General features: G+C 62.7%; 19 protein-coding genes and 1 pseudogene. 8 read left to right on the forward strand and 12 right to left on the reverse strand.

Annotated elements, in window-relative coordinates:
• Positions 1 to 96: 96 nt before the first annotated feature.
• From AC1DVN_RS30175 to dacB, 5 genes are all read right to left on the reverse strand, one after another.
• Positions 97 to 762: a DUF4190 domain-containing protein gene (locus AC1DVN_RS30175; RefSeq protein ID WP_166501754.1), complete on the reverse strand. Its 666-nt coding sequence runs from the start codon at positions 760 to 762 to the stop codon at positions 97 to 99.
• A 122-nt stretch (positions 763 to 884) separates the two neighbouring features.
• Positions 885 to 1,439: a hypoxanthine phosphoribosyltransferase gene (gene hpt / locus AC1DVN_RS30180; RefSeq protein WP_019746778.1), complete on the reverse strand. Its 555-nt coding sequence runs from the start codon at positions 1,437 to 1,439 to the stop codon at positions 885 to 887.
• A 3-nt stretch (positions 1,440 to 1,442) separates the two neighbouring features.
• Positions 1,443 to 2,420, reverse strand: a complete 978-nt coding sequence (gene tilS, locus AC1DVN_RS30185) for a tRNA lysidine(34) synthetase TilS (protein ID WP_477994745.1) — start codon at positions 2,418 to 2,420, stop codon at positions 1,443 to 1,445.
• Positions 2,421 to 3,494: a zinc-dependent metalloprotease gene (locus AC1DVN_RS30190; protein ID WP_019746776.1), complete on the reverse strand. Its 1,074-nt coding sequence runs from the start codon at positions 3,492 to 3,494 to the stop codon at positions 2,421 to 2,423.
• Positions 3,494 to 4,903, reverse strand: coding sequence for a D-alanyl-D-alanine carboxypeptidase/D-alanyl-D-alanine endopeptidase (gene dacB / locus AC1DVN_RS30195; protein ID WP_029254401.1), 1,410 nt, complete (start codon positions 4,901 to 4,903; stop codon positions 3,494 to 3,496). Before dacB ends, AC1DVN_RS30190 begins: the two co-directional genes overlap by 1 nt.
• Before the next feature lie 103 nt (positions 4,904 to 5,006).
• Between dacB and AC1DVN_RS30200 the strand changes: the two genes are divergently transcribed.
• Positions 5,007 to 5,498, forward strand: coding sequence for an inorganic diphosphatase (locus tag AC1DVN_RS30200; RefSeq protein WP_020968339.1), 492 nt, complete (start codon positions 5,007 to 5,009; stop codon positions 5,496 to 5,498).
• A 108-nt stretch (positions 5,499 to 5,606) separates the two neighbouring features.
• On the opposite strand, the gene AC1DVN_RS30205 is transcribed toward AC1DVN_RS30200, so the two are convergent.
• The 3 genes from AC1DVN_RS30205 to AC1DVN_RS30215 form a co-directional block, all read right to left on the reverse strand.
• Positions 5,607 to 6,437 (reverse strand): crotonase/enoyl-CoA hydratase family protein, encoded by an 831-nt coding sequence (locus tag AC1DVN_RS30205; RefSeq protein WP_021333819.1) that lies wholly within the window; start codon positions 6,435 to 6,437, stop codon positions 5,607 to 5,609.
• Between the two features lie 46 nt (positions 6,438 to 6,483).
• Entirely contained in the window at positions 6,484 to 6,690 is a 207-nt protein-coding gene (locus AC1DVN_RS30210) for a hypothetical protein (RefSeq protein ID WP_124568973.1), read from the reverse strand.
• A gap of 133 nt (positions 6,691 to 6,823) precedes the next feature.
• Complete coding sequence (locus AC1DVN_RS30215; protein ID WP_477994748.1) at positions 6,824 to 8,353, reverse strand: LCP family protein; 1,530 nt, start codon at positions 8,351 to 8,353, stop codon at positions 6,824 to 6,826.
• A gap of 122 nt (positions 8,354 to 8,475) precedes the next feature.
• Here AC1DVN_RS30215 and AC1DVN_RS30220 point away from each other — a divergent pair, with 122 nt between their 5' ends.
• The 3 genes from AC1DVN_RS30220 (at position 8,476) to AC1DVN_RS30230 (ending at position 11,914) form a co-directional block, all read left to right on the forward strand.
• Positions 8,476 to 9,294 carry a polysaccharide deacetylase family protein gene (locus AC1DVN_RS30220; RefSeq protein WP_317557994.1) on the forward strand — a complete coding sequence of 273 codons (819 nt, stop codon included), beginning with the start codon at positions 8,476 to 8,478 and terminating at the stop codon, positions 9,292 to 9,294.
• 4 nt (positions 9,295 to 9,298) lie between these two features.
• Complete coding sequence (locus AC1DVN_RS30225; protein WP_336505128.1) at positions 9,299 to 11,278, forward strand: amino acid permease; 1,980 nt, start codon at positions 9,299 to 9,301, stop codon at positions 11,276 to 11,278.
• A gap of 258 nt (positions 11,279 to 11,536) precedes the next feature.
• Positions 11,537 to 11,914 (forward strand): ASCH domain-containing protein, encoded by a 378-nt coding sequence (locus AC1DVN_RS30230; RefSeq protein ID WP_477994751.1) that lies wholly within the window; start codon positions 11,537 to 11,539, stop codon positions 11,912 to 11,914.
• A gap of 137 nt (positions 11,915 to 12,051) precedes the next feature.
• On the opposite strand, the gene AC1DVN_RS30235 is transcribed toward AC1DVN_RS30230, so the two are convergent.
• Entirely contained in the window at positions 12,052 to 12,192 is a 141-nt protein-coding gene (locus AC1DVN_RS30235) for a hypothetical protein (RefSeq protein WP_154606704.1), read from the reverse strand.
• Positions 12,193 to 12,547: 355 nt separating this feature from the next.
• Here AC1DVN_RS30235 and AC1DVN_RS30240 point away from each other — a divergent pair, with 355 nt between their 5' ends.
• Positions 12,548 to 13,105, forward strand: a complete 558-nt coding sequence (locus tag AC1DVN_RS30240; protein WP_477994753.1) for an AAA family ATPase — start codon at positions 12,548 to 12,550, stop codon at positions 13,103 to 13,105.
• Positions 13,106 to 13,740: 635 nt separating this feature from the next.
• Positions 13,741 to 14,562 carry an HAD-IIB family hydrolase gene (locus AC1DVN_RS30245; protein ID WP_477994755.1) on the forward strand — a complete coding sequence of 274 codons (822 nt, stop codon included), beginning with the start codon at positions 13,741 to 13,743 and terminating at the stop codon, positions 14,560 to 14,562.
• On the opposite strand, the pseudogene AC1DVN_RS30250 reads toward AC1DVN_RS30245, so the two are convergent.
• A pseudogene (locus AC1DVN_RS30250) lies at positions 14,562 to 14,768 on the reverse strand (lipid-transfer protein); the annotation flags it as partial. The gene AC1DVN_RS30245 and the pseudogene AC1DVN_RS30250 overlap by 1 nt on opposite strands.
• Positions 14,769 to 15,075: 307 nt before the next feature.
• Here AC1DVN_RS30250 and AC1DVN_RS30255 point away from each other — a divergent pair.
• Together AC1DVN_RS30255 and AC1DVN_RS30260 are read left to right on the forward strand one after the other, a co-directional pair.
• Positions 15,076 to 16,302, forward strand: a complete 1,227-nt coding sequence (locus AC1DVN_RS30255) for an MFS transporter (protein WP_477994757.1) — start codon at positions 15,076 to 15,078, stop codon at positions 16,300 to 16,302.
• A 118-nt stretch (positions 16,303 to 16,420) separates the two neighbouring features.
• Positions 16,421 to 16,912, forward strand: coding sequence for a DUF6301 family protein (locus AC1DVN_RS30260; protein ID WP_477994758.1), 492 nt, complete (start codon positions 16,421 to 16,423; stop codon positions 16,910 to 16,912).
• Positions 16,913 to 17,657: 745 nt separating this feature from the next.
• Here the strand turns inward: AC1DVN_RS30260 and AC1DVN_RS30265 are convergent.
• Positions 17,658 to 18,788: a lipase family protein gene (locus AC1DVN_RS30265; RefSeq protein ID WP_477994760.1), complete on the reverse strand. Its 1,131-nt coding sequence runs from the start codon at positions 18,786 to 18,788 to the stop codon at positions 17,658 to 17,660.
• A 436-nt stretch (positions 18,789 to 19,224) separates the two neighbouring features.
• The coding region (locus tag AC1DVN_RS30270) for a hypothetical protein (protein ID WP_477994762.1) at positions 19,225 to 19,833 on the reverse strand (609 nt) is incomplete at its 5' end.

Consider the following 19,833-nt stretch of genomic DNA (forward strand, 5'->3'; position numbering starts at 1 on the left):
TGTCCGGCAACCGGAGCCTGCGGTGGTGAAGGCGGGGGTGGTGGGGGTGGTGGGGGCGGGGGCGGCAACGTCATCGGCTGTGTCTCCCTCTGTCGATCATTCGTCCGCTAGGCAAAGCACTACGACAGGACTCTCTTTGCGAACCCAATCGGCGGTGCACGAAGATGTGGACGTGCCGCGGCTGACTACCCGGTGAGTGGCGCTGCTCGAGCTGCACGAGACCGGACTGACGTATGTCTCGCTGGTCCCGTCGCCCTTGTCTGCCCCGAGCCTTCGTACGACGCAGTCACCTACCGAGGCATTGGCGATGACCGACGCCGTGTCGCTTCCGCTGTACGTCGGCGCCACCGTCCGGGATGTGGTGGTCGCATACGTCGGATAAGTCGTACTCGACGATTCAGATGTGTAGTAGAGAGAAGACGCGCTGTCGTAGTCGTCGAACGCGCGGGTGACTGCATTGGCAATGAGAAACATCCACACGATCGACAGCACCAGAAGCGCGGTGAAGATGTAGCCGATGACCAGGCCGGCGATTGCAAGTCCTCGCCCCTGCTCACCGGTTCGTTTGATCTGCGCCAGCGAAATGTGGCCGAGCACAATGCCGACCGGCGCCAGCACGAGCGCCCCGACCATGGCGGCAATTGCGAGGCCGTTCGTGGTCGGAGGTTGGTACAGAACGCCCTGCGGTTGGGCACTCCAGTACTGCTGCTCCCCACCAGGCGGGGGCGGTGGTGGCGGTGGCGGTGGTGGCGGAAGGGTCACCGAATAAGCCGTCGATAGCGCATTCCGTGAATCTAGCGACGCCTCGGAGACCTGTCTGTCGTCCGTTCGGCGGACTGATGCAGAGGTGCCGAAATGTGAAGAGTTCTAACCGGCGAGCAGGCTCAGCCGCCGTAGACCTCAGGGTCCAGGGTGCCGATGTACGGCAGATCGCGGTACCGCTCGGCGTAGTCGAGGCCGTAACCGACGACGAACTCGTTGGGGATGTCGAAGCCCACGTCGCGGACGTCGACGTCGATCTTGACCGCGTCAGGCTTGCGGAGCAGGGTGACGACCTCGAGCGAAGCGGGATTACGCGTCTTGAGGTTGCGCATCAACCACGACAGCGTGAGACCGGAGTCGATGATGTCCTCGACGATCAGCACGTGGCGACCGGCGATGTCCTTGTCGAGGTCCTTGAGGATGCGGACGACGCCCGAAGACGAGGTCGAGGATCCGTAGGAGCTCACCGCCATGAATTCCATCTGCGACGGGATCGGCAGGGCGCGGGCGAAGTCGGTCATGAAGAAGACCGCTCCCTTGAGGACGCCGATCAGCAGGAGATCCCCTTCGGGGGCGCCTGCCGGGTAACGCTTGGCGATTTCCTCAGCCAGTTCCGCCGTTCGTGCACGGATCTGTTCTTCGGAGATCAGTACCGATGCGATGTCGCCCTCGTACACGCGTCAAACCCTTCGTCGGTCTTCGAATCCGAGGATCAGCCTGCCACGTCGCCGGGCCGCCACCAACCTCGCCTCCGGTGTTCCGCCCCCGATCGCGACGCCGCCTTGCCCCCGCCAGTCGATCACCAGGGCGTCGACTGCCCGTAACTGTTTGTCCGTCAATGCTTTTGCGCCGCCCTGCAGCAGCCAGGCCCGCAGAGCACGTCGGCGGATTGCGGTGGGCGCTTCGGCAAGTGTGTCCACTTCCACTTCCCCGTCGACAACAGTCCGTAGAAGTAGTGCCTCGGCGTACTCGTCGAGCGCCTCGCCGTCCTCACGCAACTGCGTCGCGGTTCGGGCCAACGCCTCGGCAACTCCCCCGCCGAGAATTTCTTCGAGCAGCGGCAACGCCTCGTGCCGCAGACGCACGCGAGTGAACTCGGGATTGTTGTTGTGCGGGTCCTCCCACGGCGTGATGCCCAGGTCGACGCAGGCCGCCCTGGTCACCGACCGACGGATGCCGAGTAGCGGCCGTCCCCAGGGGGCGTCGAATGCAGCCATACCCTGAATCGATCGCCCACCGGACCCGCGGGACAGTCCGAGAAGGACGGTCTCTGCTTGATCGTCGAGCGTGTGTCCGAGTAGAACCGGGAGGTCAGTCCTGGCGTCGCGCAGAGCGTTGTACCGAGCCTCACGCGCTGCGGCCTCGAGACTCCCACCTTCGGCTACGTCGACGGTCAGCACCGTCGCGGTCCGGCAACCCAGCGCCAGCGCCTGGTCTGCGGCCGAGCGCGCGACGGCATCAGAACCAGGCTGCAGCCGATGGTCCACGATCAACGCGTCGACCGAATCGGCTTCCGCTACCGCTGCTGCGGTCAACGCCAATGAATCGGCGCCCCCGGACAGGGCGACGACCACACGGCGTCGTGGCTCGAATGCGAGCGTCCACGCCCGCACAGCCTGTCGCAGCGCCAGTAGGGCAGGCGTCTCAGGCAGCAGCATCTAGCCGAGAACGCGCTTTACCCACGCGTCGGGATTGTCGATCTCGTCGAGCAACGGCAAGGTCTCGGGCCCGGTCCAGATGGTGTTGAACTGCTCCATGCCGACCTTGAGAACTACCGCGTCGACGAAGGCCTTGCCGCGTACGTACTGCGCCATCTTGGCGTCCATGCCGAGAAGCATCTTGATGATCCGCTGCACGGGGTTGGACTTGCGCTGCCGACGCTTGTCGAAGGCCGCGCGGATAGTTGCCACCGACGGCACCACGGCGGGGCCGACGGCGTCCATCACGTGGTCTGCATGCCCTTCGAGGAGAGTGCCGAGTACGAGCATCCGATCCAGCGCGTCACGCTGGGGTTCCGCCTGCGAAGCACGCAGCAGGCCGATGATCCCGCCCGCCGTCGCACCGTCACTGGAGTCGGGTTCCTTCCGCGAGCGCAGCTCTGCAGCAAGGCGCCCGACAACGTCGGTCATCGACTCGTCCACCGTCGCACCAAGCGTTTCGACGGATTCCTTCATGTACTCCGCTAGCCACGGTGAGGACGAGAACTGAACCCGGTGAGTGACCTCGTGCAGGCAGACCCACAACCGGAAGTCACTCGGGTTCAGCCGAAGGGACCGTTCGACGGAGACGATGTTCGGTGTGACCAGAAGCAGGGTGCCGTGCTCGCCGGTGAACGGGTCGTACTGCCCGAGGATCGCCGAAGACAGGTACGCCAGCATGGCGCCGGCCTGCAAGCCCGCCGGCTTTCCGACGATGAGATTGCCACTGCCGTCAGGGTCGGCGCCGGTGAGATGCGCCATCGACCGCGAGGCCGCCGTGATCCACCCGGCCCGGTCCAGCACGTCAGCGGCCGGGACCGGTAGACCGTCGGCCAAACCGGTCACTTCACGAACCGGCAGTTCTGCGCGCTTGGACGCTTCGGCGAGTTCTGCGGTTGCCGTCTCGGCCGTGTAGCGAGACATCGCGGGGCCGCCGCGCGCCAGTTTTATCCCGGCTTTGGCGGCAAGACTCCAGTCGACGGCACCACCGAGCGGAGCCGAGGCTTCATCATCTTGTGGAGTCTTTTCGGCCACTATTGGCACCCGCAATTCCTCAATGCTCCGGCAATCGCGTCCAGGGCAGGACGGCTCACTTCTGGCGGCCGGTCATTGGACATCAGTGCGAAGGTGAGCACTCGCCCGTTCTGATCGACCACGAACCCTGACAACGCGCTGGCCGTCGAGAGAGTTCCCGTCTTGGCCCGTACCCAACCCGCACCGGTTCGGTTTCCGGACGCGTAGCGGTCGGACAAACTTCCTGTTCCGCCGGCCACCGGAAGGTAGTCCAGCAGCGGACGCAGTTTCGGATCACCGTCACCGGCCGCCGCCGTCATGACGCGATCGAGTACCTGAGCGGGAATGAGATCGTCGACGGAAAGTCCGCTGGAATCGTGCAGCGAAACTCCGGTGTAGTCGAACCCGGCGGCCTGCAAGGTCTTGCCGGTCGCGTCGACGGCTCCGGTGAACGAGGCTTCGATTCCGGAGGCAATCGCGACCTCACGCCCGATGGTCTCGGCGAGCACGTTGTCGGAATGTTCCATCATCTGCAGCAGTCGGTCGCTCAGCGGTGCCGACTGCACGGTGGCGATCGGCTTGGCACCGGCAGGCGCCGCGCCGAGACTCACGTTGGCGGGATCGACACCGAGGGCCTGAGCGAGCACCTTGCCCGCGTCCAACGCGGGCGTTTCCGAACGCGGCGACTCGTCTTGAGTGCCGTCGTACCGACCACCTTCGATCATCACCGATTCGATCGGGGTGATGTAACCGGCCGCGATGTCAGCGGGGAACCACCCGGTGGCCATGTTGTCGCCCTTGAACAAGCTCGAGTCCACCACGACGCTGGTTACCGGCGTACCGGCAGCCTTGATCTGGTCGACGAGATCCGCGATGTGAGCAGCATTGGCGTAGTACCCGCTCTGCCCCTTCGGCGTCGCCGTCAGCGTCGGGTCACCACCGCCGACCAGAACGACCTGCCCGGGGCTCGCTCCGGGGACCACCGTCGTGGCCAGCCTGTGGTCGAGCGGCAGCTTCAGCAGTGCCGCCGATGCGGTCAGCACCTTCGTCGTGGACGCAGGCGTCATCGGCGTCGACGGGTCTGCGCTCCACAGAATGTTTCCGGTGAGCGCATCAGCGACAACTCCGGTGAACTTCCCCAGATCCGGGTTGGCCACGGCCGGGCCGATCGCCGCTGCGATTCCCGACGCGCTCGGGATCGGTGCGTCCGTCGGGACGGGCACCACCTGAGGTGACGGCGTCACGAGCGCAGGCTGCGGCGACGTAGTCACGGTCGCGCTGCCGGCTGTGTCGTTCGACGTACCGAGTTTCACGACGACAACTCCGGCGACGGCCAGTACAACCACTGCACCGACCGCCAGAAGGATGCGGAAGTTACGCCGTCGACTCTCTTCCAACGAGCCGATCTTCTTCTTTCCTTGGCCCGCCAACGCCCCTCCGTCTGTGCTCTGCCTACTGGGTGGTCAGGCAACCTTATCCTTGACCCGATATCCTTCCGACGAATCATTACCGACACGACAGCGAGGAATCGGCGTGGAGTTCGACGTCACCATCGAGATCCCCAAGGGTCAGCGCAACAAGTACGAGGTCGACCACGTAACCGGTCGCGTCAAACTCGATCGCTACCTCTACACAGCTTTCGGCTACCCGGCCGACTACGGCTTCATCGAAAACACCCTGGGTGAGGACGGCGATCCGCTCGACGCCATGGTCCTGCTCCCCGAGTCGGTCTTCCCCGGCGTCATCGTCGAGGCTCGCGCAGTCGCGATGTTCAAGATGGTCGACGAGGCCGGCGGAGACGACAAGGTCCTCTGCGTTCCGGCCGGTGACCCCCGCTGGGATCACATCCAGGATCTGGGTGACATCTCACAGTTCGAGCTCGATGCGATCAAGCACTTCTTCGTCCACTACAAGGACCTCGAGCCGAACAAGCACGTCGAGGCAGCCAACTGGGTCGGCCGCGCCGAGGCAGAGGCCGAGATCGAGGCTTCGATCAAGCGTCTCGCTGCCGACGGCGGTCACTGAGCTCGAGTTCTCAGGCCTTACGAAAATCCCCGCACATCGGAAGATGTGCGGGGATTTTTGTGTGCTGTTTTTACTCACCCTTGCAGTTTCTACTCACCCTTGCAGTTTCTACTCACCCTGGAAGACTGGCGGGCGCTTCTGGAAGACGGCGGTGATGGCCTCGGTCAGATCCTGCGAAGGCAGGAACGCCGCGTTCCAGGCTGCGACGTAGCGAAGGCTGTCGTTCACGCTCGCGCTGCGGGTGTGATCGAGCACGTCCTTGATCCCGTGGACCACGAGCGGCGGATTGAGCGCAATCTCCTTGGCGGTCGCGCGCGCCGCTGCCAGTACCGCGTCGGCATCTTCGAAAACGTCGTTGACGAGGCCGATCTTCTCGGCGCGCGCTGCGTCGATGTCCTTGCCGGTCAGAGCCAATTCACGCAGGTGTCCGTCACCGATGATCGCGGGCAGACGCGCGAGGCTGCCCATGTCTGCGACGATCGCGACCTTGACCTCGCGGATGCTGAACTTGGCATCGGCACTTGCGTAGCGGATGTCCGCCGCCGTGATGAGGTCGACGCCGCCGCCGATGCACCAGCCCTGAACAGCTGCGACGACGGGCTTGCGGCAGTCTGCGACGGCATTGATGCCCGACTGCATGCGCTTGATCATGTCGTGGAATTTGGTGCGCGGACCTGCCTGAGCCTTGTCCGCGAGGACGGCACCGAATTCACCGCTCATCGCCGGCAGGTCCAGTCCGAACGAGAAGTGCTTGCCGGAACCGGCGATGACGATTGCACGCACCTCGGGATCGGCGTCGAGGTCGGCGAAGATTTCGGGGAGTTCATTCCAGAAATCCGGCCCCATCGCGTTGCCCTTGCTCGGCCCGATCAGCGTCACCTGGGCGATGTTGTCTTCGCGCTCGACGGTGAACGCATTCCAGCTCTTCTGTTCAGTCATTACTCAAGAGTAACTAAAGGTCGGGCTCAGCCGAAGACCGCTGCCTTCATCCGAAGATTCCTGCCTCGTCAAGTACCAGTACGACGAGGGTGACGGCCATCAGGGCGAACATGATGAGCATCGCCATCCTGGCCGCCCGCTCACTGGTCGGTGGGAAAACGCGCTGCGCCGGATGCTCGGCCACGTACTCGGACAAGGACATGGTCCTGGCACGTGAGCGTGTCGGATTCTGTACCGCTGCTGTTGTAGCCATGTCGGTGATCCTTTCAACTACGCAATCTCAGTCAGGTACCCCAAAGGTGAAGTACCCGACTGAGTTCGACTTCTCCAATGTAGACCCGCAGATCGAAGAAGTCAGCGTGAGTTTCGTGCGAATTACCTGAGAGTTAGTCCACACAGGGGATGCCGCCATTCGCGTCGGCTCGGATGGGTGATCCCTGCGCTCCCGTATCGGGAACTGTGCCGGCGGATACCGAGGAGTCCGACTGCGCCGGAGCGGCCGAGAACACGGTCTGCGCATTGTCCTCACCGATCAGTACAGACACTGATTCGGCCGCTGCCTGCTCGTTCGGCACTGCGGCCACGCCCAACTGCTCGGCCAGCGCCTCTGCGACGGCTTTGGCGCCGACTCCATAGCTGACCACCGACTTTGCCGTCGCAGCTGCGGTGCTCACCTCTCCGACTTCGACTCCCGACGCTTTCATCGCCGCTGCCAACGCGGCGCCCAACCCGTCCGTCGCGGTTCCGTTGCGGATGTCCACAACTTCGTTCCCGGTCGAGATCGCGGTGTCCATCGCAGGTGCAGATGCCGAGTCACCTCCCGCGAAGATCCGCGACACTTCGCTACGCAGACGCGCCGGATCGACCATGTTGACGTCCTGGCCGTCGACGGTCTCGTATCCCTCGATGGGCAGGGTGTAGAAGTCGATGTTCCCACCCGCGAGAGCGCTTGCCTGAGAAGCGAATCGGACGGGATCCATGGCGGAATCGATCACCACGTCCTTCTTCACCACGTCGGCCAGTGCCGTCATCTTCGGAATGTTTCCGATGACGCCGGAGCCCTTCAAGTTGGCGATCACCGCGCTGATGAAAGCCTGCTGCCGGTGGGTGCGATCCAAGTCCCCGTTGTCCAGGCCGTGGCGTTGACGGACAAACGAAAGTGCCTGTGACGCATCGAGAGTCTGAACCCCCGCCGGGAAGTTGGCGCCCGAGAAGTCATCCTGCACCGGATTGTTGAGGCACACCTGAACAGGGCCGATAGCCGAGACGACGTCATAGAAGCCCATCAGGTTCACTTCGGCAAAGTGATCGATCGGAACCTTGAGCAGATTCTGCACGGTGGTCAGTGTCGACCGCCGACCGACTTCACGCGCTTGCTGTTCTCGTGCAGCAGGATCCGTCACACCGTCCGCTACGAGTTTGGCGTCCGCATCAGCCTTCGCCATTCCGTAGGCTTCCTTGATCTTGGCCATTCCATAGCCGGGTACCGCGACGTAATCGTCGCGTGGAATTGCCACCGCACTGGCCTTGCCACCATCGCCCGGAACATGGAGCAGGATAAGCGTGTTCGTGTTGTACCCACCCACATCGCTATCCCCTGCGTGCAACTTGTCGGTGACGAACTCTGCCGGCAGGTCACTGCCGTCCATCGCCTTGCGACTGTCGAGCCCGATCAACAAGATGTTGGTATCCCCGTCGAGAGAACTTCCCGCGTCCTCACCGAGGGCGGAGAGCGCATCCGACCGGTACAGCCCCGACGTCAGATCCGACTGCACGTACCACCCGATTCCGACGCCCACCAGAATCGTCGTCGACAGGGACGCCGCCGCCAGCTTGCGCCCTACCGAGAGCGTCGACCGCTGCGGTTGACGCCTACGCCTGTGCCTGGTTGCCGAGTGTCGAGGTCGCGGTTCCACGGCCGACACGCTATCCACCGTTCCTGAGTAGAACCTGTCGATACCGGACACGGCTGGTCATTCGCTGAAAGAACGCTGAGAATGAAGTCCGAATTGGGCGAATCTGCTCTAGGCTCCGCCCTGTGGACCGCCGACGCTTCCTCAGTGCCCTCGCAGCAGCAACTCTGACCGGAACCGCCGCGGTGACCATGGGAACCGCTTGTTCGTCACGTTCCGTCGGGACGGCGGTCGCCGCAGCCGACGAGCCAGCAGACCCCGCCGCTGTTCCGAATCTCCCGCCTGCCTTGCTGCCGCCTCCACCGCCGTCTGCCCGGGTGCCGCTGCCCGCCGGCGGATCGTTGACCGCCCTGCCCGGCGGCGGGGATCTGTTTGCCCTGACGGTTGACGACGGAGCCAGCTCCGAAGTCGTGCGCCTCTACACACAGTTCGCAAAAGACACCGGCATCCGTTTGACGTACTTCGTCAACGGGCAATACAACTCGTGGACCGAAAACGCCGGACTTCTCAGACCTCTTGTCGAGAGCGGACAAATTCAGCTCGGCAATCACACCTACTCGCACCCGGATCTGACGTCCGTGTCGAAGCAGCAGATCGCCGACGAACTGACGAAGAACGGCACATTCCTGCGCAACACCTACGGCGTGGACGCGGCGCCGTACTTTCGTCCGCCGTACGGAAGGCACAACGCGACAGTCGATTCCGTGGCCGCGAGCGTCGGCTACACCGTACCCACCCTCTGGTACGGGTCACTGTCGGATTCTTCGTTGATCACCGAGGAGTACATCCTCCAAATGGCGAACCAGTACTTCAATCCGGGGGCCATCGTGATCGGACACCTCAACTATCTGCCCGTGACCCACGTGTATCCGCAACTGGTGGACCTAATCCGGAGCCGGAACCTGCGGACCGTCACGCTCAACGATGTCTATCTGAAGCCGTGACGCCGTGGTGACCGCAGCCGACAACGAGGTCCCGGCCGACAACACGGCTCCGTCTGTGAAACAACGCACCGAGGCCTGGCTGCTCGCGGACATCACCGAGGAACCAGCCGGACATCTGGGGCCACACCGGATGGCGCCGAAAAAGGAGAAGCGCCACCCGTGGTGGAAGGTGATGTGCCTGACGGGTGTCGATTACTTCTCCACTCTCGGTTACCAACCCGGTATCGCGGCACTGGCGGCCGGCACGTTGGCTCCCATCGCGACAGTCGTGTTGATCCTGCTGACGCTGTTCGGTGCGCTGCCGGTCTACCGGCGAGTGGCTCGCGAGAGTCCGCACGGCGAGGGCTCGATCGCCATGCTCGAGAAGCTGCTGCCCAAGTGGCGCGGCAAGATTTTCGTTCTCGTGCTTCTCGGATTCGCGGCCACCGATTTCCTCATCACCATGACGCTCTCGGCCGCCGATGCCACGGCGCACCTCGTCGAGAATCCTTTTGCTCCAACCCTTCTCTCCGGACACACCGTCGCCGTCACCCTTGTTCTGCTCGCGCTCCTCGCCGCGGTATTCCTCCGCGGATTCACCGAAGCTATCGGTATCGCTGTCGGATTGGTCGCCGTCTACCTCGCCTTGAACGTGGTGGTCATCTCCGTAGGTTTGTGGCACATCGCGACCGCGCCGTCGTTGGTCACCGACTGGACGCGCGCCATGACCACCGAGCACGGAAACCCGGCGATGATGATCCTGATCGCGCTGATCGTCTTCCCGAAGTTGGCTCTCGGTCTGTCCGGCTTCGAAACCGGCGTCGCGGTCATGCCGCAGATCAAGGGCGATCCGCACGACACCGAACAGAATCCACGTGGCCGCATCAAAGGCGCACGGCGCCTGCTCACCACTGCGGCGCTGATCATGAGCGGATTCCTGCTGACGTCGAGCCTGGTCACCACCATCCTGATCCCAGAAAACGAGTTCCAACCCGGAGGCGCTGCCAACGGTCGCGCGCTTGCCTTCCTCGCGCACGACTATCTGGGTGAGATCTTCGGAACCGTCTACGATCTCAGCACGATCCTCATCCTTTGGTTTGCCGGTGCGTCGGCAATGGCAGGGTTGCTCAATCTTGTTCCGAGGTATCTCCCCCGCTACGGCATGGCGCCGTCGTGGGCCCGCGCCGTGCGTCCGCTGGTCCTCGTGTTCAGCGTCATCGCCATCACCGTCACGATCTACTTCGACGCCGGTGTCGACGCTCAGAGTTCCGCGTACGCAACCGGTGTCCTCGTGCTCATCTCGTCGGCGACCGTCGCCGTTGCCCTGTCCGCCCGCAAGCACGGTCAGCGAAAACTGTTCGTAGGGTTCAGTTTTGTCGCAGTTTTGTTCGTCTACACGACGATCGCGAACATTTTCGAACGTCCAGACGGTGTGAAAGTGGCGTCGTTTTTCATCGCCGCGATCATGGTGGTGTCCTTCCTTTCCCGGATCTCGCGAGCCTTCGAACTACGGGCAACCTCTGTCGAATTCGACGAGACTGCACTGCGATTCATCGCCGAGGCAGCCGAGAAGGGTTACCTCGCGATGGTGGCGCACGACGTCGATCGTCTCGACGAGGACGAGTATCGGCAGAAGGAATCGCAGCAGCGCGCCGAAAGCAACATCCCGGAGGCGGAGTCGATCATCTTCATCGAAGTCAACGTCACAGACTCCTCCGAATTCAGCACCGACCTCCTCGTCCACGGCCGACAGCGCGGTGAGCACCGGATTCTCTGGGTCGACAGCCCTGCCGTCCCCAACACCATTGCGGCGGTTCTCCTGCGGACGAGGGACATCACCGGCGTGATTCCCGACGTCTACTTCGAGTGGACCGAGGGAAACCCGATCATGTACCTGCTCCGATTCCTCTTCATCGGTGAGGGCGAAACCGCTCCGGTGACCCGTGAGGTTCTCCGCCGAGCCGAACCCGACCAGTCCCGACGGCCACACGTCCACGTCGGTTGACGCGGCACTCCCACCGACCGCTCACGCGGGTAGAGGTGCGCCGTTGCTCGCACAGCCAGCTTTGTTTATTGCTTCGGGGCACATCCGACCTCGGCCATGAGGTTCGAGCATCCTGCGAGAACGCATCCGGTGAACATCTGCAGCCTCAGAAGTCGGCGAACATCAGTGACAAGCCATTGGGAGCAGGACGGACTTACCGGGGCGGGGAGTGGTTGAACGCGATTCTTCGTTCGATCTATGGTCCGGAGCAGACACTTAGTGGACGATGCGAACATGACGACCTGCGCTCCTGCTCAAACCGTGCACTTTCATCAGAAGCATTACACGGCAGTGATTTCTGGCGCGAAAGTTTCCACCGTCCGCTGGAGCGAAGACATTCACAAAGGGCCGGCAATTTTCATCTTCGACAATCACCCGACCGCCCGCCCCCTTGCAGGACAGGTCACCGCTGTAGAAACGTACGATCTCGCTCATCTGTCGCCGCTAGCAGCTCGCCAGCCACCCGGCACCGACATGACGAATTTCGCAAGACAACTCCGGGTCAACTACTACCCCGAGATGCCTGAAGACGCTGTTGTTCAGGTGGTCGTCATAGCCACTGATCACCAAGGGGATTCGTCACTGCCCACGACGTAGTGCGACCGACCTCAGCCGTCGAAAACGTCTGTTGTACTTCCGTGTGCGTCGAGGTCTGCACTGCCGGCGCCGATCAGGTCGTTGCGGCCCATTCTGGCTGGGTTGATCGGTCCAGGCGCGCTGGCATTCGTCCGAGGTCAGCGTTGTCGTGGATCCTCTGCGACAGGGCCGCCTTCGTTTTCCCACCGATCCAGTGCGCGTTTTTCCTGCTTGGCGGCGGTGTCTTTGCGCGATCCGAGTGATTTTACGGACTTGAGTAGTTCTGTGAGTCGGCCCATGACCGGACCATACTCGACTTTCCGGCGATGCTGACCCAGGGTTGGACGTATTTCCATCAGAGATGCCGTAGGGGACTTCGACGCCGCCATCGACGGCGTCGACAACCACGAAACCCTCCGCCCAGCCCTGCCTGCACTAGCCGCACGAGAACGCACGATCCGAGTGCATGGCGGCGAACTGCCAGCGCGGGCCAACTCGGAGTGCGATTTCGGGACAGAAATGTTCGCGGCCAAACCGCGAGCACGACGGCGGCGACGCTTCGCACGACATCGCCGCGTCGTTCGGCGAGAACACTGGACCTAAGCCGGGAAAATCGGGTGCTTCAGCCGTCGAGATAGGGATAGGTTGTGGTGCGTGAGCGACGCACAAGTGATCATTCTGACCGGCCCACCAGGGGCAGGGAAGTCGACCCTCGCCGCGAAACTTGCCCGCGGTTACAGCAAAGGCGTTCATCTGCACACAGACGACTTCTGGCACTGCATCGTTTCGGGCGCGATACCTCCGTACGACCCCACGTCCGATGCGCAGAACCAGACTGTCATGGATGTGATCGCCGGCGCCGCCTATACCTATGCTCGCGGCGACTTCACCACGGTGATCGACGGAATCATCGGGCCGTGGATGCTCCCCCACTTCCGAACACACGCGACACAGCACCCGAACTTGGCGGTCCACTACATCGTGCTCCGGCCGCAGCGCGACATCACGCTGAAGCGAGCCCAAGCCCAAGCCCGAACCGCGCCAAGCGCCTTGATCGACGAGGGGCCAATCCTCTCGATGTGGGATCAGTTCTCCGACCTCGGCGAGCTCGACGATCATGTACTGGACACGTCGGGCGACGCGGAAGAACAGAGTGCCCAACAAGTGGCAGCGGCCATTCGCGACGACCGTTTCCGACTCTTTGCACAGTAGCTGCTCAATCCGCCGGAAACCGTTTTGTTGCAGGACATCTCGCGGGCCATACGAGGCATACCAGCCAGGGACCCTCCAACCAGAGTGGAAAGCCCTCTTTGGTTCGCCGACTGCGGTCTCGGATTTCGCTGTCAGTCTCAGAATCGGCCGTGAACTGTTGAGACCAAGGCTGTTTCTGAGGCACCGGAGGATGAGACATGTTTCCTTATGTGACTGAGAAATGAGTGCAGATCACCAGCTAACCCTCGTCCGCCGACAGAAAACAGTTCCGGAGCGAAATCGATTTCAACAGTTGTCGAATCGACAGCGTGTCCGAGAAACCCGTCTCACCTTGTGGGGAGTTCATTAACCAGGTCTGACATTTCTGATTCGGGCATTTCATGGCCGCGGGCGGCCTCGCGTGATCCGGTGACCGCAGCTCAGGAACCACCGTCCATCCTCGGTGGTGTCGAATCCTTCTGTGAGGGAGCGGAATGCGATGCCGCGCCCGCTGAGTGTGTGGACGGTGCCGATGACGTGGCGGACACTGCTTCTGTTTGGGCGACGAATACCGATTCGAGTATGTTGCACCCGAACCGACCTACACACGGTCTACCGATGAATTTTGTCGAGTTGACACTATCGAAGGATGACCCTTGGTTTTCGAATCCGGCCACCCGATGATGATTGCCCTCGACATTGACGGCACCCTGCACGTCGCGGAGGACACGAATCCGCTCGCGCACAAAACGATCAGCATCGCAGTGAGATCGGCTGTGCGGGCCGCTGTTCGATCCGGAGCCCACGTCGTGCTGTGCACCGGCAGACTCGCCCCCGCCACACGACCGTTCCTACTCGAGCTCGACATCATGACGGGGTTCGCGATCTGCTCCAACGGGGCCGTGCTGATCGATGCCGCAACCGGGAAAATCGCGGAGCAAGTGGTCTTCGATTTACGCACTCCCATCGCGGCACTACGCGAACAACTACCCGGCGCGATCTTCGTAGCCGAGAACCCGGGCATCGGGGTCAGAGCAACCGGCCGTGTCGACGACGCGGATATGCACCACGGCGAGGTCGAGCTGGTCGATATCGACGAACTTGCGACCACGCCGACCACTCGACTAGCGATCCACTGGCCTGGACGCAGTGGGCAGGAGCTGACCGAAATCTTGTTTACTCTCGACCTCCCCGGCATTCGAAGCCTGTGCTACGAAGACGAACCACTGGCCGACTTGACCGCAGCCGGCGTATGCAAGGCTGCGATGCTGGAAAGGCTGCGCATCGAGCTGGGCGTCGCCGCAACACGGACCCTAGCCGTCGGTGACGGCATCAACGATCTGGAAATGCTGGACTGGGCAGCTCACGGCGTGGCCATGGGTCACGCACCCGCTTCCGTGCTTGCCGCAGCCGACCAGATCTGCCCACCAGGCACCGAGGACGGTCTTGCCACCGCATTGTCGACATGGTTCCGATAGAACATCTGGGCTGTGCGCGGCGCGTCGTGGACGCCTTGGATCTCGGTCATCAGATCGTCGAAACGGAACATCGGCGCTGGGCGGTCGTCCCAGACCCGCTTGAGTGCGCCGGGTTTCATCTGCTCGAAGCCGACAGTCAATGCGCATTCGACGGTGCCGCTGGCGACGGCTTGGCGTGCGAGGAAAAGGGCCGAAGATCCTGTGGCGCCCTGACATCCAGCGGTGGAACATGCCTTGGACGTAGTGGGTGAAGCACTCATTCTCGTACCCGTCGTGTTCTTCAGTGCGGGGTATCACGAAAATGCGTGTGGGAGCGCCTGTTTCGGTCATGGTTATGCCTTCCTGCGAGTCGGTAGAGTCGCTCCCTTGTCGCCATGTCGAGTACTTCTGTCAACTTCGCAATGCCAAACAACAGTCTCGGGTTCAGCACCATATCGGGAGTGCTCGACTACAGTCCCCTTCATGGGACGGACCTGCGGAGTCGGACATGTGGCGGCATCGTGAGTAGAAGCGATGAGTGAGGTTTCTCCGGCCGTCAATCGTTCATCATTTCGCCGCTTCCTCACGGCCGCGGTGATCAGTTCGGCCGGCTCGTCGGTGACAGCGGTGGCGATGCCCATTTTGGTAGTGCAGCTTCTAGACGCGACGCCCTTCGAAGTCGGTATGGTGAACGCGGCTCAGTTGATTCCTTATGCGGTGCTCGGGTTGTTCGCGGGGGTTTACGTCGATCGTTGGCGGCGCAAGCCAATCCTCGTGTGGGCCAGCGTCGGTCGAGCGGTAGCACTCGGCACTGTTCCGCTTCTGTGGCTCGCTGGCCTTCTGCACATCTGGGTCCTGGTCATCGTGTTGCTGTTGTTCGGCTCCTTCTCGGTGTTCGGCTTCGCTGCGATGCAGTCCTTGTTACCCCGACTGGTTCCACGCAGCCAACTGGTGAAAGCAAACGCTCGACTCGACCAAGCCGACGCAGCAGCAACGACATTGGGGCCAACGGTCGGAGGCGCACTCGTAGGCCTGCTCGGCGCTCCCGTGGTGATTGCTGTCGACGCAATCAGCTATTTCGCTGATGCCGCACTCAATTCCGGTCTCGACGTAGACGAGCCGCGACCCGCTTCTCGCTCCCGCAACCTGATGAACGAAGTGCGTGAGGGTCTGAGATTCACCTACCGCCACCGCACTCTCAACCCGCTCGCAATATCGACACACGTGTGGTTCCTCGCCAACGGAGCCGCGTTGACTGTGCTGTCTCTCTTCGCCCTCCGCTCACTCGGGTTCAGCGCCTACACATACGGCTTGCTTCTGACGACGTTCGGTGTCGCAAGCCTCCTCGGAGCGTCCAGTGCACATGCGATCGGCACGCGAATCGGACCAGGACGAACGGTCATCCTCGCCCGCTCGCTGTATCCCCTCACCTGGCTTCTCGTTACCTTCGCGACCGACACAATTGTTGGCCATCTCCTACTCTTCGCAGCTCTTGGCCTGCAGGGCTTGGCGGCAGGCGCGGAGAACGCGAACGAGATGGGCTATTGGCAAGCGCTCACTCCGGATGAGCTTCTCGGGCGCGTGAATGCCGCCCGGCGTTCCGTCAACCGCACCATGGCCGCCCTCGGCGCCGTGACAGCAGGCCTGTTGGTCGGCGCGATCGGCGAACGCCCCACCCTGATCGGCGTCACCATCGTGTTCGCCATCGCGGCAGGCACACTGGCGTTCTCGCCGCTGCGACACTCGGCGCGGGATCTCTGACCTCGACGTTCAGCGCAGGTCTACCTCCGCGGCGGCCGAGTTCTCTGACAGCGTGTAATTCCTAGGAGCGTCCGTTCCAGGTACGGGTCATGTTGACACTCGCAGATAGCATCCACGCATGCACGTCGACATCGAGGGCGCCGACCGCATTGCCCGCCTCGCCGCAGAATTCAACTGGACCTGGGCCGTCGACGACCTCGAACCCTTCTGCGCACAAGCTGGATGGGAGCTCGTTGAATCGGATCAAACCGGCGCCTCGATTCGGACCGGCCTCCGTGTCGGTCGGCCCGAATCGATAATGTTCGGGCGGCAACACAGAATGAATTGGATCTCGATCTTCGTCACGGACGTGGCAGATGACGCTACGCCCATGACAGTGGTGCGCCCGTTGCTGGTCGAGGGGTTCACGAACCTCGATGTGGCATTTACCGCACTCCTGGGGACAGCCACGAGCGCCGAACCCGAACCAAAAGCAGCTCTCCGGTGGGACCTGCCGAAAGCGGTCATCACACTGCACCTAAGTGTCAGTGCGATCGACTTGCGTCTGACGAGTCCGGGATATCAGTCATGGATGGATGAGCCCGAACCGGAGTACGAGGACGAGGACTAGCGATCGAGGCGATCTCCTGACCAGGTTCAGTCGAATTCTGTTGCCAGGAAGAATATTTCAGCAGAACGGTCAAAGTCGGTACGTCTGGTCGCATCGCACTGTGGCTGGAATGGATCGATGCCGTCGACGGCCTCCGACCAGTCGAATTCTTCCTGAAGACCAGCGAGGTGGGGCGGTGCACACGTATGCGCGGATAGGGTGGCTGTAGTGATATCTGCGTGCTACACCTCGTCGTCGGGCTCTAATTGACGATGTACTCGTCGATTTGGTCTTCATCTGCTCGGTATTGAGGGCTTGCAATGTTCACGAAGTTGTCCCGCTTCCCCCGATAGGCAGTGACCACCACGGTAGACAGGTCCCACCGCATCCTGTCCTCCCCACGACGAGGAGGTAGCCCAAGCTCAGTCGACAATCGATCAGTCAGTCCGTTGAACCACACCCCTGGCAGCCCGCTGGATTCAGCTTCCTGTGTACCCAAGCGATCCGTAAACGTCGAAGTCGATCGCCTGGACGCTGTACGTGTCTAGATCCGCGGCCCCCAGGACATGCGATGTCGAGGTCTATGGTTATTGACGCGCCTCGCTCCCGATGTTCGGTGACGGTCCAACCTGCGGCGGGGGCAAGAGCCTCGACGCCATAACTGCAACGCTCGGCTTCGGCAGATCCTCGGTCAACCGCGCACTCCTGACGGTGCTGAGAGGATCAAAAGTGGGTCGGACAAGCTCTCACGAAACGCATGATTCACCTACGGCTGGAAGAGATTCCGGACGAAGGAGAGGCTTTCGGGGAGCGCTGCCCGCATCGTCTCGATATGACCGGTCGGATATGTGCGGAATGTGACTGGCTGGCGGTTGGCGGCGAGTTCGGCCGCGAGTTTCAAAGCCAGCGGCGCCGGCACCATCTCGTCCGTCAGCCCCTGCCCGAGGAACACTGGCCGGCCGTACCCGGTCGTCGGGATCTCCAGCATGCCGCGAGCAGCAGCCAGCACCGCGGGATCGTCGAGGGGCCGGTTCACCAGATCGCCGATCGTGAGGTCGCCGAGGCCCGATGCCATGTCCTGGTAGCAGTCGGTTTCGGCTCGGGCCAGGGCATCCGTGCCGCGCGGTGTCAGGTAGCGATCGATGTCGAGATCGGGTCGCGCCGCCCGGAGTCCGGCCAAGAGGTACGAGACGAACACGGTGCTGCCGGTCAGTGGCAAGCGGGGAAAGTCCGGCCCCACGAGTGGTGCAAGGTTCTCCAGATTGGACGGCGCCCCGGTCGCGACCGCGCCCCGGTAGTCCAATTCGGGTGCGTACCGTGTGGCGATCGCTGCCGTGACCATAGCGGCCTGCCCGCCCTGAGACTGTCCGAGTGCCAACCACCGCGGTGAGAGCGACGGTTCGACCGCACGCGCGGCACGCACCATGTCGATCACGCTGTGCGCCGCCGACGGTCCGTCCAGGTACGCGTGGATTCCCGGCGTGCCGAGCCCCACGTAGTCGGTCGCGACGATCGCGTAGCCCTGCGAGAGCCAGTTCGTGAGGTACGGACTGCCGACGGTCCCGGTCACGGTGGGAGCGCACTGGTCGGAAATACCTACAGTGCCGTGAGCCCACGAGATGACCGGCCAGCCGCCTTCGGGTGGATCGCCGGGGGGCAGGAAGAGCGCGCCCGTACTCAACGCGGGCTGGCTCAGCGGTCCCGTGGACCAGTACGTGAGCTTTGATGCGTTGGCGGCGCCGGGAATCCAGAAGGAGTGCGGCAGGGAAGTTGCCGCGGTCACTGCGCCCGGCGTCGTGATTGACGACGGTTCCTGCGCGTGGACGGGCGCGGTCGAAACGGCCGCGGAGGCGAGCGCGATCACCATCAATGCTTGGCCGAGCCGTCGTCGGATCATCGCATCGCTCCCGTGGTTCGTCGGTGTCTGCGCCGACTTCCATTCTGCGCGAACCGGCGGCGCCGGCGTACTGGTTCGACCATCTTCGGGTGCCGCTCCTGCAGTCGAGGGGCCAGCGGACCGTGCACGACGAAGAACTTACAGCCGAGGTCAGCCGTGCATACCGAGAACTATTCGGTCTACGGCGCCGCACAAGGTGTGGCTGGAAATGCGTGGTGAGGGCAATGATGTGGCACGGTGCACGATTGATGGTTGTCTTCGGGCTCGAATGCGCACGAAGAGGCATGCCCAAGGGCTACCTCGAGCATGATCGGTCCGTCGACGTTGAGCCAGTGAGGTGGGACTTTGATGCGAGGGTGCTCGAGGCTGCGGTTGGCGAGCGCTTCGCGGCGTTCGAGGCAGGTCAGGTGGTCGTCGACGTGCCGTCGATGTCGAGCTACCTACCGATTCGTTCGACGCGCCACGGGGGGATATCCCGCCGCGGCCTGACCTTGATCGCACGAAATTTGTATCCGTCCTGGTCGATGACCGGCTCCCATTCGAAGTCGACCTGCTCTCCGACGACGAGAGCGCTGATCCCTCCGCCGATGCTGAAACTGTCGCCCGGCCGAGCGTTGATGACTTCGTCGGGGTGTAGGGCGCTGTAGAAGGTCCAACAACCGCCCGGAGTGTCCGCGGAGTCGATGACTCCCCAGCCTTCCTCACCATTCCACGTGGTGACGACACCGATCGCTGGGGTGCCGATCGGGGGCGCGATCGTATCGTCGAGGTCGGTGATGTCTAGATCGGTGACCTCGTGAACGGTGCCGTCGGGATCGATATCCCAAGCCCTGAAACCGGGCGGTCCCGGCGGCGTGTGGTCCTCGCCGACTGGCCACGCCTGCACGGTGTGAAAGTCGTAACCGTCTGCCGGCACGTCGAGTTGATTCCACTCGAACTCGACTTCCTGACCTTCGACCAAACCCGGGAACCCGTGGACCACTACAGATGTCCATGAGGTCCAGCTACCGCCCGGAGTGTCTGCGGAGTCGATCACGCCCTGCAT

The organism is Rhodococcus sp. P4_E4 (assembly GCF_056401575.1).

Excerpts from the sequence above, each read along its gene's own strand:
- tilS (WP_477994745.1), bottom strand. The coding sequence starts at position 2,420 with ATGCTGCTGCCTGAGACGCCTGCCCTACTGGCGCTGCGACAGGCTGTG.
- AC1DVN_RS30205 (WP_021333819.1), bottom strand. The coding sequence starts at position 6,437 with ATGACTGAACAGAAGAGCTGGAATGCGTTCACCGTCGAGCGCGAAGAC.
- AC1DVN_RS30210 (WP_124568973.1), bottom strand. The coding sequence starts at position 6,690 with ATGGCTACAACAGCAGCGGTACAGAATCCGACACGCTCACGTGCCAGG.
- AC1DVN_RS30235 (WP_154606704.1), bottom strand. The coding sequence starts at position 12,192 with ATGGGCCGACTCACAGAACTACTCAAGTCCGTAAAATCACTCGGATCG.
- AC1DVN_RS30255 (WP_477994757.1), top strand. The coding sequence starts at position 15,076 with ATGAGTGAGGTTTCTCCGGCCGTCAATCGTTCATCATTTCGCCGCTTC.
- AC1DVN_RS30260 (WP_477994758.1), top strand. The coding sequence starts at position 16,421 with ATGCACGTCGACATCGAGGGCGCCGACCGCATTGCCCGCCTCGCCGCA.
- AC1DVN_RS30265 (WP_477994760.1), bottom strand. The coding sequence starts at position 18,788 with ATGATCCGACGACGGCTCGGCCAAGCATTGATGGTGATCGCGCTCGCC.